The sequence below is a fragment of the Paenibacillus sp. JQZ6Y-1 genome (assembly GCF_040719145.1).
GTDB lineage: Bacteria > Bacillota > Bacilli > Paenibacillales > Paenibacillaceae > Saccharibacillus > Saccharibacillus kandeliae.
Map to the genome: position 1 here is coordinate 110,273 of NZ_JBFDUZ010000004.1, position 14,240 is coordinate 124,512.

The following is a 14,240-nucleotide window of genomic DNA, read 5'->3' on the forward strand; positions in this document are numbered from 1 at the left end:
CCTAATGAGGGTGCCTTTTCTGCTATGAAAAAAACCTGCTGATAAAGCTAGACCATTGTCGCAAGTACGCCATCACACCGTTGCTGTGAAACAGACTTGGTTTCATTTCGCTCGTTATCCAGTACCTTTATGCAAACAACTGCATGTGACGCTCCAGCCATTGTACGTAGCTCTGCTCACGCGCCATTGCCTTGGTCAGCACCAGATAATGCCCCAGATACGGGTGGTCAAAGGTCATCGTATGCTCCTTTGTATCTCCTGTACCGAATATCGGCAACAGCTGTTCATACTCCTGCTGCAAATTCGTCAGCTTCTCCCGACGTTGCCGCAGTTGATCGCCAAACAAGGCTGCTGCTTCCTCTCGCGATAGCGTATGGATAAAATACATCTTCAGCATAAACGCATCCTTTTCCGTTTCCGGCAAAGGCTCCGGCGACGCTGCCCACGCCAGCAACTCCTGCCGCCCGCTATCTGTGAGGGTGTACATTTTCTTTTCCAGCTTTTCGCCTTGAATTTGGGTACGGAAATGGACTAGATCCTCCTCCACCAGCTTGCGCAACTCTGGGTAAATCTGGCTGTGCTTGGCACTCCAAAACTGCCCTATTTCCTTTTTGAATTGTGTAGTTATATCGTAGCCGCTATATTCCTGACGATATAGCAGACCGAGAATGGCATATTTTAATACGCGCATGGATAGTAGCTCCTTTAGTGAATTTTCATGTACATTCGTTACATTTGACCATATCATATTAAAGTGTTAAGATAAACATGTTGATATTTACATGTTTGCATGTTGAGGAATAGCGAGTGACCTTCAAAAGATTTCGTTTACTCCTTCCTCAAGCAACACCAATTCCAGAAAGCAGGTGCTGTACAATGGACAATTTTGTAGGCAGTCATATGATTTATACGTATGAAAACGGCTGGGAATATGAGATCTATATCAAAAACGATCATACGATCGATTACCGGATTCACTCTGGTATGGTAGCTGGACGCTGGGTACGTGATCAGGAAGTCGATCTGGTCAAACTGACGCAAGGCGTGTATAAAGTATCTTGGACTGAACCGACAGGTACAGATGTATCGCTGAATTTTATGCCGGACGAGAAACGGATGCACGGCATTATTTTCTTCCCGAAATGGGTGCATGAACATCCAGAAATCACAGTTTGTTACCAAAATGATCATATCGATCTGATGGAGCAATCCCGCTTGAAATACGAAACGTATCCTAAATACGTCGTTCCTGAATTTGCCGATATTACCTTTATCGAAAATGCAGGCGTGGACAATGAAGAAGTCATCGCACTGGCTCCATATGCTGGTATGACCGACGATATTCGCGCAGGTCGTCCGCTGAAACAGTCTTAATATTATATCTAATCTAGTATAGTTGAATAATTAAGGCGCTGCCTGCTTTCCTGTAAAAAGGAAGCGGCAGCGCCTATTTGTATATAGTGACACGTATGTGCTACGTGTGAGGTTGTATTTGGTGCAGGGCTGTTTGGGCGTGATATAGTAATACATATCGTTAGAACGGCAATGTTTTGAACATGAAGTATAGCTAGATGATGTATTGCTGAACGCACAATTAACACGGACACGGGCGTTTTGACAGGTGGGTAGGAGGAGGTTTTATGAACATGGTAGATTGGACATCACTTGTCGGGCGCGATGGGCAATTGAATCCGCAGCTGGCAGTACATATAGAGATTGTATACACCGGATTGCATGGACATTCGGTACAGCGCTTTTGGCTAGAGGATGGTAGCAGCTATATTTACAAGCCGCTCCCGCAGGGCGAACATACCTTTCGTGAAATCAGGGCATATCTGCAAGTGATGCCACTGCTAGAAACGTTATCTACGTCACCTCAGTATCCGCAGCTGCTTGTCTGCGCCGCGCCAGCAGAGGAACAGGCAAAGCTGCATCAATGGGCAACCAACGCAGAAAATGATACAGCAGGTATGCCACAGTATATCATTCATCCGTCATGCTGGATTGTAATGGAGGACATCGGTGTGCTAAATCATGTGCATGCCGATGAGCAGCTGCTACAGATAGTGGAGCAAATGGCGTACTGGCATAGAGTAGATGTTGGACATTTGATAGCATTTCCACAAGTCGGGCAAAAGCCGCCGTTGTCCGATGTTGCGGCATCCATCTTATCGCGCTGGCAGCAGGCACAGCAGATATTGCTGCAACTGCCAGCAATACGTTCGTCGCAAGGATTTGATCTTTTCGATACTCATGCAACGGAACCGGATTCCCAGCAGGTAACGGATCAATGGCTACCGATCCTGCAGCACGATATAGCGGAAATGGTACAGTGTCTAGCATCTCAGTCACCTGTGCTGCTGCACGGCGATCTGCATGCAGGTAATTATGGCGTTAATCCGCAGGGTCAGCTGATTTTGCTGGATTGGGAACATAGTCATCTAGGTTCGAGGTTCTGGGATTTGTATCATTTGATTGATCTGTCGCATCCGTTGTTTCCGCGTGTGATGAATGCGGCGCTGCGTCATTCATTGCTGGAACGTTATTGGCTGACTGAACGAGCGCTGCGTGCATCGTCCGAATCTTCTGAACGAGAGCAGGATAGTATGGGGCTGGCGCAGCAGTATATGTCCTTTGCGTCATTTGAGCACGATTATCTGGTGTATGCCATTGTGTATTCGTTATGGATGCTGCTCTTGATCCAAAATGATCTGCTACACGAACCACCCATTTGGCCGCGAGCGCAGCTGCTTGCCCAGCAGACAGAGACAGAGCAGCATTTGAAGCAATGTGTGGAGAGATGGCTGTCGGTTCGTAAGCATACAGTGGATGAATCGTAGGCTGATTTCTTTTGCATGAAAAGCGAAGTGCGATGGATGGATGTGCAGAACATACCCGTGAGATACAGATGTAGATGATAGAACGATGATCCACTCGTGCCCTGCCATCCACAAGCAGTAGATGAAGCAGATACGGAATTGCATCATGCTCACGGGTATTCATTCATCTGTCTGGACAGTAGATCGTTCCTGCCAATCTGTCCTAGATCAACAAAATCGGAGGTGGAAGAGGATGCGGCTGGCTGAGGAGTATGTACGTTTGAGACTGTGCTGGCGTGAGCGCGGTCAGGATGAAGCGTTTCATGTCACGATGGCAGAACTTGCCGAGGCACTTTGCTGTACTTCGCGCAATGCGCGTCTGATCACCTCTCGTTTGACGGAAGCAGGCTGGATTGTATTTGTATCCGGTCGCGGGCGTGGGCATACGTCGGTGCTGACCTTTTGCCGTCCGCTAGCGCAGGTGGTGCTGGATGAAGCGAAGGAACGGGTACAGCATGGGGATGTGCCGGGAGCCTTTGACTGGCTGCATCAGCCGGGAATTCCGGTGGAGGTACAGCCTGTTTTCATGGACTGGCTAGGCAGTTATTTTGGATACCAGAGTGATCGGAACGGTCAAGATGGGGCGGCGTTGCGTAGGGAAACGTTGCGATTGCCAATTTATCGTCCCATTGTCTGTTTGGACCCGGCGGATGCGGGATTTGCCTTTGATACGCAGCTGGTGTACCAGCTCTACAGTCGGCTGGTGGAATACGATGTGCTGACCGATTCGGTGCAGCCGGGCATTGCATATGATTGGGAATGTAGTGCGGACGGGATGAAATGGACCTTTTACCTGTATAAGCATATACGTTTTCATGATGAACGGCTGTTGACGGCGAATGATGTGGTTGTCAGCTTGAAGCGGCTGATGAACGGAACGTATGCGCATCACTGGTTGATGCAAACGGTAAAAGAGGTGCATGCCATCCATTCACATCAGGTGGTGATTGAGCTGATGCAGCCGAATGGATTGCTGCCGCTGCTGCTTAGTCATAGTGGTGCGTCCATTATGCCAGCGGCGACGAATCCTATTGCCACCCTACCGATGGGAACTGGCTCGTATCGAATGACGGAACGTACAGCGGGCAAATGTGTGCTGGAACGCTTTGCCTCGTATTATGGTCAAGGTGCTTTGCTGGACGAGATTGAGATTCTGATCGTACCGCAGCAGGAAATGTCGGCAGCGTCCGGTTATCGTCCGGGTGTGCTGACGGTGTTGACGGGAGAGTTTGATACGAAAGTGTTTGAGCATTTGCCGCGTCAGGAGATGCCAACTGGTGTCTCCATGCTGATGCTGAATCGAAGACATGGCATATTGGCAGAGGATGAGGCGCTGCGGCAGGCACTGTTTTATGGTGTAGATCGTCTGGACATGATGAGGACGCTTGGCGATACGTATGGGATGCCAGCAATGGGACTAATGGTGCGTGACATCTTCCATTCTTCGGCATCTCTGCAAAATGATATTACAAACGAAGACGAGCATTTCTTCAATACAGACACCGTTAGTGTGGATTTCGATTTGCAGCGTGCCCTTCAACAGGTACAGCAATCTACATATGACGGTAGAGAACTACATCTTTACACTTTCCAGCGGCATGAGATAGCAGCGCACTGGTTGCGCGAATCATATGCTGCTATCGGCATCCATATATCGGTGCATGTGGTGCCGTGGTTGGAGCTGAACAGTGCGTCGATATGGGAAACGGCGGATATACTGCTATTTGAAGCCGTTGTGAGCGGTGGGCTGCATCGTCAGCTGGAATATCTCCAATCCAGCAACAGTCTGATTCGCCGTTTCCTGCCTGATGAGCCACTCATACGGCTACGGACATGGACTGACCGCTTGTTGTCGGAGTACGACCCTATCCGAATGGATGACGGTCGACCGGTTCAGCAGCAAAAGCAGCCCTATGATGTACAGCCTATGCAGAGCGACGATTCCTGTTCTTTTTCCGCTGACGATTGGCTGCATGATGTACATGCCGAGCTGCGTCAAACGTACAGCTGCGTCTTTTTGACAGAACGGACGGCGGCGATGGTATTTCACCCTTCGCTGCGCGGTGTCCAGATCAATGAACGCGGTTGGGTTGATTTTAGCAAACTATGGTTTCGCGAAGAGGACTCGTTGAACGTAAGGGAATAGGATAAAAGCGGAAAACTAGCATGATCGGTTTGCCCTTTTTCTCTCCACCAACGGATTTTATACTAACGATATCGTTTGACACAGAACCGACAGGCGCTGATGGTAACGAAATATGAGATATAGACAGCAGCGGTTCATCCTTCGTGGTGGTACTGTCTGCATGGGAGAGAGGGCATATGACAACATCGGTTCATATTCATACAGTAGAGCAGCTGGACAGCCGCTTGGCAGCATTAACGGAGATGCTGATTGCGGTCGTACACGATGGAGCATCGATTGGATTTTTGCCACCATTGTCTGAGCAGGAAGCGGAGCAATACTGGCAGGGCGTGATGACACCGGGGGTGATTGTGCTGATTGCCGAGGTCGATGGGCAGCTGGCAGGAACGGTGCAGGTACAGTTATGCGGCAAACCAAATGGTGCGCATCGTGCGGATATTGCCAAGCTGATGGTACATCCAAAGTTTCGTCGCCGCGGTATCGCTCGTCTGCTGATGGAACAGGCGCAGCAGGTTGCGGAGCAGGCGGATCGTATTTTACTTGTATTGGATACGCGTGATGGCGATCCGTCCAATCTGCTGTACCAGTCGCTCGGCTATATTCAGGCAGGGCAGATTCCATACTTCGCTATCTCGGAACATGGCGGTTTGGATGCGACCAATCTGTACTACAAATTACTTCAAGACCCAAGTACAAAGGGCTTCCAAGCGTAGTGAGATGCTACAAGACGATGAGTCTGACCATCCAATGATCCATACAACCAAAAGTATAAATAGGTAGACATAAGCAACAATGTAGAATGGTAATCCTTTCGGAATAATCCATCACTATATAGCATACGATGCTGATCTTATCCGTGCCTATCCAACACGATACCTACAGCCCTGTAAGATAATGACCACATTATCCGACAGGGCTTTTGGCGTGTACACATCCAGTCGTACAGTTGGCAGATGGCGGCAAACTCGATATAGTGGTAATGACGATGACAGGCTAACGGGAGGACGAATAGATTCATGACAAAGATCGGATTGGTTATGCGCAAAATCCAGTTTACCGAGAATCAGGGGCCACGGGTGTTTGCCGAACGACTGAAGGCGCTGAGTGCGGAGCTGGGTGTAGAAGTGGTCTTTATTTCGCCAGAGCGTCATGTGAGCGGGTACGATTGGTTGCCCGGCTATGAGCATGAGAAGGGCGATTTGGTCAATTATGACATCGTGCTGGATCAGATACATAATCATCATATTGAGCATGTGCTGTATACAGTGTCTGGATTTACCTTTTTGAAGATGTTTTTGCCGAAAAGTGTGCTATTTCCGCATAGCTTCCCTGATCCGGCGCTGACTGGGTACGAGATGATGAAGCCCTTTTACAGTATGGTGGATCGGGCAGTCGTACAGACCCCGTTTCTAAAAAGACAAATGGCATCGCAATTCAACGTAACCAATGTGGATGTGATTCCCATCGGATTCAGTGAACAGCTAGCTGAAAAGCATTTCAACCCCGACGAGGTAGTCGAGAATCGAATCCTATGGATCGGTAGGGATGAAGAAAATCGTCGTCCCGATCTGGTGATCGAATACGCGCGCCATAACCCAGACAAGGAAGTGTACATGGTATTCGGCGGGGAACGATACCGTGAAAGTATGAAGAAGTACGATATTCCGTCCAATGTGAAGCTGCAATTCGCGCTGTCGCAGGATGAAGTATTTCAGCTGATGAATAGCTCGAAGGTATATTGGAGCTGTTCGCGATTCGATACATTTGCGATGCCGCTGACCGAAGCGCTCGCTATGGGCAAAATCGTCGTCAAGCCGGAGCATCCGTGCTACGACCATATCAGTTCTACCCATTCCTTTGCTGGTAATGAGCGTAACTGGTTCGAGCTAGTCAATATGGCAGCTTCATCGCCGCGCAAATATTCACAGGACAACCGTGACTACGCCTTTGCAACCTTTGCGAGTCGGATCATGAAGGAAGGCTACCAGAATTTCTACTCCGACTGGCTGAAGTGATAAGCAACGCCACAACAGTAGCCACACGCTAGCACATAGCAAACGATCCCAACACATGCAGGACAAACTATACTCGAGGTGAATGGTATGGCAACCGAAGGGCAAAAGATCGCTGTTATCGCGGATATTCACGGCAATATCGCTGCACTGGATGCCGTGCTACAGGATATAGATGCGCAGGGGATTACAGACATTTACAATCTGGGCGACAGCGTATATGGAGCGCTGTATCCGCGAGAAACGGCGCAACGGCTGATGGACAGAACAATTCTCTCCGTACGCGGTAATCAGGATCGCGAATTGCAAGCTGGACTCCTAAGGAACGCTGATGAATCGGATGGTCTACAAAAGCGTACCGAGCCAATCACGCCACCCAATGCCACATTTGACTATGTGATCAAGCAATTGAGTGTGGAGCAGATGAAGTGGCTACTAGATTTGCCCCTAACACGAACGACGCAAGACCTGTACATGTGTCATGCGCAGCCAACGATAGACGATGTGCCTTTGCTGGAAACGATTCAATCCGATGGCGTACACTGGCGTTCCGACGAAGAACTGATCCAACTGCTGGAAGGGATTAAGCAGCCGATTGTTCTGTGCGCGCATACGCATGTGCCGAATCTAAAATACTTACCTGACGGTCGCATGATCATCAATCCGGGCAGTGTCGGCTTACCTGCCTACCATGATGATCTGCCGTACGAGCATGTGATGGAATCGCGTGTTCCACATGCTCAGTATGCTGTGCTGGACTATACCGACGGAAGCTGGAATGTGACTCACCGCTCTATCGTTTATGATTGGGAGCACGCGGCAACGCAAGCAGCCATGCTTGGACGACATGACTGGGCATATGCGCTTCGTACAGGTCTGGCACTGCGAGATCAATAGCAACTTTAGAAGAGAAGAAAAGAAAAACGGTGTGGAGCATGATGCTATATCTCTGTTTGCCCAATATGTCATTGCTCATGCCTTTATCTATATGCCGTTCCTATCAATGTATTATGTTCCGATGAAATGTATCCATACCCGAATAGGAGAGAACGCTATGACGACCTTACGTAAAGCTATTATTGATACCGATACCGCTGGTGACGATACAATCGCCATTTTAACTGCATTGCACCATTTTGATGTACAGGGCATCATGATGACTGGCGGCAATGTACAATTTGACCAAGAAGTGGAGAATGCGCTCTATACGATTCAGGTTGCTGGTAAAGGTGGAGCAAACGGACAGATTCCCGTCTACAAAGGCTGTGAACGTCCGCTGCTGACAACATGGAACGCAGAGCATCATCGGACAGTGGAGGATGTGCACGGCAGCGACGGGATGGGCGGCTCTAATTTCCCGAAAGCCATCCAGCGTCCAGCAGACGGTCATGCTGTCGATTTTCTAATTCAAACGGTGCACCAATATCCGGGCGAGATCCATCTGCTCGCGATTGCACCGCTCACCAATATCGCGATGGCGATTCAAAAAGACCCTACCATAGTACCGAAAATTCCACATTTGTACGTGATGGGTGGCACCAACAACGCACTCGGCAATATTACCCCTGCGGCAGAGTATAATTTCTACGTTGATCCTGAAGCGGCGCATATCGTTCTGCGCTCCGGCATTCCGACCACGATGGTTGGTTGGGAAATGTGTACGCGTCACTCTTTAATGGACGATGATGATCATGCAGAGATTCAGGCGCTAGGTACATCTGGCTCGCAATTTTTCATTGATGTGAATCGAGTGGTGATGCAGTTCAACAAGCAGGTGCATCGTCTGAACGGCACGACACATCCCGATACGCTGCTGATGGCAGTAGCGGCGAATGAAGCGGTCATGACAGAATCGCATGATTACTTTGTCGATGTGGAAACGAAGGGCGAATGGACGCGCGGCTACAGCGTGGTCGATATTAACGGACGACTGGGTCAGCAGGCGAATGTACGAGTATGCGAAGGCATTGATCGTCCATTGTTTAAACAGATGCTACTAGATGTGTTAAAGGATATTCAGTAATGTGACTATTAGATTGAAGCAAGGCTTGTTTGTCCATCAAACAAGCTTTGCTTTACTATTTTGAAATTCAGTCTTTATGTAGAAACATACACAAAAATAAATAGCCATTTTGCACTTGCCATTCAAATGTATGTGCTTTTTTGAACATTACAATAACATCTTTCCTACCCTTACAGTTAGCATTTGAAATTGGGATATTTATAGGAGTTACATAACCTTCTCGCATAGAAAAAATATCACCTGTAGTTGCTATTTTGGAAGCTTTGGAATAAATTAAATCATCTGCAATCATACAAAAATAAGCATTAGAATAGCCTCGTTCTAAAAAATATTCCAGGCTCTCTATGTCTTGATAAGAATCAATTCTCGCAAAATCTTCGGCTCCCTGAATTTTCTTTTTAAATTTTAATTCCATAGCTGCTTTAGCAAGTAATTTGGGACCATCATAGAAGCCGAATGTGATATCGATGAATTTATTTTTTTTACGTATATTTAATTCCTTTGTTTCCAAATCAACTATAAAAGTCTCGGATCTTGAAAAGCAATACAAATTTCCTAAATCTCGAATGATATTAGCTAAATGGTGTTGGAATGGCGCTTCTTTCTCTACTTGTATACGACCATTTAGAAACTGATGATTAAATATCTTCCATGCTTCAGTAACTATCAAATCTAATTTTTCTGTAGTATCCATTTTATCGACTTTTCTCCTTCATAATTTAAATTGAAAAATTAGCAATAAGTAATCAAAGAATAATATACCTAGATACAACAAAAAGTAATATATTTTCGACATATAAAATCAAAAATATACATGTTTCAACAAATAAATCTTCAATAAACTATACCTGCCACCGATACAGTTACTATAAGCTATCTAGCAATCATATACATAGGTGGGGGAAATGGGATGGGAGTAAAGCTACGTACGGGTCTGATCATTACATTTATTGTGATGTCGCTCGTCTTGTCGCTAACATTGGGATTCGTGCTCAATCGTTATGCGGCGCATAGTGTCAAAACCGAAATAGGGGAATCGTTGTCCAGCACGGCACATGATACGGCGGATAAGCTGGATAATTTTATGTGGACGCGTTCGGGGGAAATAGACATGCTGGCACGGCTGCCTGTGTTGATCGACAATATCCAAACACAGGATATTCACGAAATGCTGAATCAGCTGCAAACCAGTTTCCCATCGTTTTCATGGATCGGCTATATGGATACGAAAGGCAAAGTACTGGCATCAACGGGGGATATTTTACTAGGTCAAGATTTGTCGCAGCGCCCCGTCTATCAGGAGGGGATCAAGCAAAAGTTTATCGGTGACGTCCATGATGCCGTTTTGCTTGCCAAGTTGCTTCCGAATCCAAGTGGCGAGCCACTGCAATTCGTCGATATTAGTCTGCCAGTCACGGATAATTCGGGACGTACGATTGGCGTACTGGCGGCCCATATGAGCTGGGAATGGGCGCGCGAGGTTAAGCGTTCCATGCTCACCTCGCTACGTCATGACGAAAAGGACGTCGATCTGTTCATCGTCAGTCGCAAAGACCGCACCATATTGCTCGGACCGGATGAGATGGTCGGTCAAGCGCTGCCGCTCGAAAGTGTGACCTTGGCGCAATCCGGTCAATCGGGCTGGCAGTTAGAGCAGTGGCCAGACGGCAAAAGCTATCTGACTGGTTATGCCTACGGTGATGGCTATATGGATTACAAAGGTCTTGGCTGGACTGTACTTGTACGCCAGCCAGAATCTACCGCGCTTGCTTCGGTGGCGGAGTTGAATCGCTTTACTACGCTGGCAGCTATTGGGGCTGCTGTCGTGTTTGCACTCATCGGCTGGTTTACGGCAGGCAAAATCGCTGCGCCCATTCGTCGTTTGACCAATCGTGCCAACCGTCTTGCTGCGGGTGAAGAGGTAGAATTACCGGAAAAAGGCGGATTTCAGGAGATTATTATCCTGTCTCGCTCGCTCAAACGCATGGTTCGCTCCATTACGCAAAAAGATGTGGAGCTGGGGCAGATGCAGACGATCGCGCATTACGATCATTTGACTGGCTTGCCAAATCGCAATGCATTGGAGCAATATTTGGAGCAAACGCTGGCGACGTTGGATGATACACAGCAGCAATTGTGCTTCCTGTATATTGATCTGGATGGATTCAAAAAGGTCAATGACACGCTGGGACATCAGGCAGGCGACCATTTGCTGCAAAAGGTAGCACAGCGACTGACCGATTTGTCCCGCGACGGCGATATTACGGTGCGTTTGGGTGGAGATGAGTTTCTGGTTGTGCTGCATACGCCATGCGAGCAATCGCACCAGCAGGGCATGGAATATGGTGCCGCTATAATTGAACAGCTGAATCGCCCATTTATGCTGGAATACCAGAAAGTGATGATCGGATGCAGCATTGGCGGTGCGTTATATCCAACCGACAGCGACAATCCGATTGAGATTGTACGCATGGCAGATCAGGCGCTGTACCGATCCAAACGTGCAGGCAAGAACCGGATGACCTTTTACAATGAGGAGCAGTTGTGCGCGGCAGGCGAGTAAGCATAAAATGTAGGAACTAGCGGGTGCAACGAATGGTTGAAGCGCGTAGAAGCGCAATAAACCAAGCATACGAAACCTCAACTTGTCAAAAAGTGCAGCATTCATCGCGCATCTCTGATACGTTCAGGTCATTAAACGAAAATAGAAAGGAAACAGCGCGTTTGATCCTATGGAACAGGACCAAACGCGCTGTTTCGTTCAAACTTTACTTTCAGGCAAATTCCTACTGGATTCATAAATTAATAGTTGCTATTCAACAGACCATATATTCATGATCCACACGAACGGTTCATAACGCTTACCGCTGACCCGCAATTCGTTTACCGACGACCAGCATAATAAACAGTGTAGCTAATGACCCGAGAATGACCAGAACTGCCATAATCAAATAGCCCAACCCTTCCCAACCGGATTGAAATAGACTGAATAGCAGCAGCAACGCCCCAACCAGCACGCCGATCAACCCCGGAATAAACTGAATATTGCGCGAATTCCGATTCCGCACACTCAAAATAATACTGACGAGCAGCAGCACAACCGCCGTCCCGCCCGCAAGTAACCAAGCTCCCATCTCATCATCTCCTAAGCGCTTGCGATCTCCAAACGTTATGTTTCATATTGAGTCATGTTACGAACTCGTTCGTCCTTTAGACTGTTGATAAAATAGCTGAAACATCAGCAGCACCAGACCGATCAGCGATGTGCCGATCAATGACAGTGTAAAGGCTGCAAGCCCTGTCCAAGCTGCCGACTGTGCGTACACACTCAAATTCAAATACAGTATAATCAGACTCGCCAACAGGCTAAGCAGTCCCGGTACAAAACGGAAAAATCGCGGCTGCGGTACCAATCGCACCAGCAGCAGTCCGATCACATAAATAATCACCCCGGCACCCAGTCCGGCATAGACAAGCGGGTGAATAGGTTGCATTTTGGCAGACTCCTCTCATGGAAAACAGACTCCCTCTCAGTTTACCATTCCTGACAGCAATAAAAAACGCCCTGTCTGTAACCATTGTGATCCCTTCGTACGTTTCATATCTCATTGCTTGAAAAGGATAAATTTTACTTTTATGTCTCATCATATTGCGCAAACTCGCTAACAGACGAATGGGAAATAATTCCTTTCGTCATATCTATAAAAAATGCGTTGTAAACGGTTTCTTAGGACAAGGAAAAGGTTATCTTAGTGTAGGAAAAGAGTACTGCTTAAAATGTGCAAAATCACATCACAGTTCAAACATATCCGTATCATTTGCCACTTTAAGCATATTGTAAGCGCTTTACAATAACGGTATGGTAGTAACCGACAATGCCGTATGTATCAATCTTGAAGGGGATGTGAATATGAGAAAATGGGGAAGTGCATGTTTGGCAGGTCTGCTGCTTATGCTGACACTCTCTGCCTGCACAAGCGGTAATGCCGCTAACAGCAATGTCGTTCAGCTGGAATTTTTCCAGAACAAACCGGAAGCCAAAGCAAGCTTTGACGAGCTGGTTGCCAAATTCAATGAACAGCATCCGAATATCGTGGTGACACAAGTGAATCCACCGGATGCCGAAACTGTACTGAAGACGCGTGTCGTCAAAAATGACGTGCCGGACATTATCGGCTTGGGTGCAACCGATACATATTCGCTGCTCGCTCAGAGCGGCATTTTCCTCAACCTAACCGGCGATCCATTGCTGCAAAAGGTCGAACCCAACTACGTACAGATGCTGAATGATGTGACCGGCATGCAGGAAGTCACCGGTGTTCCATTCGCACTCAACGCGAGCGGTGTCATTTACAACAAGGACATTTTCCAAAAGCTCGGTCTGTCCGTGCCGAAAACATGGGATGAGCTAATCGCCACTGCCAAAAAAGCCAAAGAGGGCGGAACGATTCCATTCTACTTCACTTACAAAGACGACTGGCAAACCAATCTGCCATTCAACGATATGGGCGGCTCTCTCGTCGGTATCGACTTTTACAAAGAACGCCGCGAGAACAAAACCACCTTTCAGGCGGCATATCAGGAAGTTGCCAAAAAGCAGCTAGAGTTGTTGAACTACGGTCACAACGACAACTTCGGTAAAAGCTACGCCGACGGCAACCGCGCATTCGGCAACGGTCAAGCCGCCATGTACATTCAAGGCAGCTGGGCAATCTCCGAGATCCGCAAAGTCAATCCAGACATCAACTTGGGCTTCTTCCCATTACCAGCAAGCAATGACGAATCCCAGAACAAACTAACCGCTGGTGTCGATACACTGCTAACCATCTCCAGCCAAACCGAACACCCAGAGGAAGCGAAGCAATTCATATCCTTCCTGCTGGAACCAGAAAACAGCCAACAATACATCGACCAACAAAACCTGTTCTCCGCCGTAGATGGCGTGCAGCAAAAAGACGAAAGCGTCTCCGGTCTGCTGCCCTACTTTGAACAAGGCAAAATCGTCGATTTCGTCGACCACTACATCCCAAGCGCCGTCCAACTCAACCCAACCGTCCAAGCCTTCCTACAAAACAAAGACATCAACGGTTTCCTAAGCACCTTGGACAAAGAATGGGACAAAGTAGCCGCCCGCCGAGCCAGTTAGTTCAAAAACAAACATTCAACAACCAGCCACCATC

13 protein-coding genes are annotated in these 14,240 nt (G+C 47.8%); 9 read left to right on the forward strand and 4 right to left on the reverse strand.

Annotated elements, in window-relative coordinates; translation table 11 throughout:
• Positions 1-127 precede the first annotated feature (127 nt).
• Complete coding sequence (locus ABXR35_RS18900; RefSeq protein WP_367063598.1) at positions 128-691, reverse strand: PadR family transcriptional regulator; 564 nt, start codon at positions 689-691, stop codon at positions 128-130.
• Between the two features lie 185 nt (positions 692-876).
• Here ABXR35_RS18900 and padC point away from each other — a divergent pair, with 185 nt between their 5' ends.
• The 7 genes from padC to ABXR35_RS18935 all read left to right on the forward strand — a co-directional run bounded on the left by padC (position 877) and on the right by ABXR35_RS18935 (position 9,060).
• On the forward strand, positions 877-1,374 hold the full coding sequence (gene padC, locus ABXR35_RS18905) for a phenolic acid decarboxylase (protein WP_367063599.1): 498 nt from the start codon (positions 877-879) through the stop codon (positions 1,372-1,374).
• A gap of 266 nt (positions 1,375-1,640) precedes the next feature.
• The gene (locus tag ABXR35_RS18910; RefSeq protein WP_367063600.1) at positions 1,641-2,840 is read left to right on the forward strand and encodes a phosphotransferase; all 1,200 of its coding nucleotides are present in this window, start codon (positions 1,641-1,643) and stop codon (positions 2,838-2,840) included.
• 232 nt (positions 2,841-3,072) lie between these two features.
• Positions 3,073-5,025 carry an ABC transporter substrate-binding protein gene (locus ABXR35_RS18915; RefSeq protein WP_367063601.1) on the forward strand — a complete coding sequence of 651 codons (1,953 nt, stop codon included), beginning with the start codon at positions 3,073-3,075 and terminating at the stop codon, positions 5,023-5,025.
• A gap of 176 nt (positions 5,026-5,201) precedes the next feature.
• Positions 5,202-5,738, forward strand: coding sequence for a GNAT family N-acetyltransferase (locus tag ABXR35_RS18920; protein ID WP_367063602.1), 537 nt, complete (start codon positions 5,202-5,204; stop codon positions 5,736-5,738).
• A gap of 303 nt (positions 5,739-6,041) precedes the next feature.
• A complete protein-coding gene (locus ABXR35_RS18925; RefSeq protein WP_367063603.1) occupies positions 6,042-7,040 on the forward strand; it encodes a glycosyltransferase in 999 nt (332 codons plus the stop codon).
• An 87-nt stretch (positions 7,041-7,127) separates the two neighbouring features.
• Entirely contained in the window at positions 7,128-7,934 is an 807-nt protein-coding gene (locus ABXR35_RS18930; RefSeq protein ID WP_367063604.1) for a metallophosphoesterase family protein, read from the forward strand.
• 157 nt (positions 7,935-8,091) lie between these two features.
• Positions 8,092-9,060: a nucleoside hydrolase gene (locus tag ABXR35_RS18935; RefSeq protein WP_367063605.1), complete on the forward strand. Its 969-nt coding sequence runs from the start codon at positions 8,092-8,094 to the stop codon at positions 9,058-9,060.
• Between the two features lie 67 nt (positions 9,061-9,127).
• Here ABXR35_RS18935 and ABXR35_RS18940 read toward each other — a convergent pair whose 3' ends face one another.
• The gene (locus tag ABXR35_RS18940) at positions 9,128-9,754 is read right to left on the reverse strand and encodes a hypothetical protein (protein ID WP_367063606.1); all 627 of its coding nucleotides are present in this window, start codon (positions 9,752-9,754) and stop codon (positions 9,128-9,130) included.
• A gap of 216 nt (positions 9,755-9,970) precedes the next feature.
• On the opposite strand from ABXR35_RS18940, the gene ABXR35_RS18945 reads away from it, so the two are divergent.
• On the forward strand, positions 9,971-11,623 hold the full coding sequence (locus ABXR35_RS18945) for a diguanylate cyclase domain-containing protein (RefSeq protein ID WP_367063607.1): 1,653 nt from the start codon (positions 9,971-9,973) through the stop codon (positions 11,621-11,623).
• Between the two features lie 298 nt (positions 11,624-11,921).
• Here the strand turns inward: ABXR35_RS18945 and ABXR35_RS18950 are convergent, their stop codons facing one another.
• Both ABXR35_RS18950 and ABXR35_RS18955 read right to left on the reverse strand, forming a co-directional pair.
• Positions 11,922-12,194: a YesK family protein gene (locus ABXR35_RS18950; protein WP_367063608.1), complete on the reverse strand. Its 273-nt coding sequence runs from the start codon at positions 12,192-12,194 to the stop codon at positions 11,922-11,924.
• Between the two features lie 57 nt (positions 12,195-12,251).
• Positions 12,252-12,554, reverse strand: coding sequence for a hypothetical protein (locus tag ABXR35_RS18955; RefSeq protein ID WP_367063609.1), 303 nt, complete (start codon positions 12,552-12,554; stop codon positions 12,252-12,254).
• A 416-nt stretch (positions 12,555-12,970) separates the two neighbouring features.
• On the opposite strand from ABXR35_RS18955, the gene ABXR35_RS18960 reads away from it, so the two are divergent.
• Positions 12,971-14,206 carry an ABC transporter substrate-binding protein gene (locus tag ABXR35_RS18960; RefSeq protein WP_367063610.1) on the forward strand — a complete coding sequence of 412 codons (1,236 nt, stop codon included), beginning with the start codon at positions 12,971-12,973 and terminating at the stop codon, positions 14,204-14,206.
• Positions 14,207-14,240 lie beyond the last annotated feature (34 nt).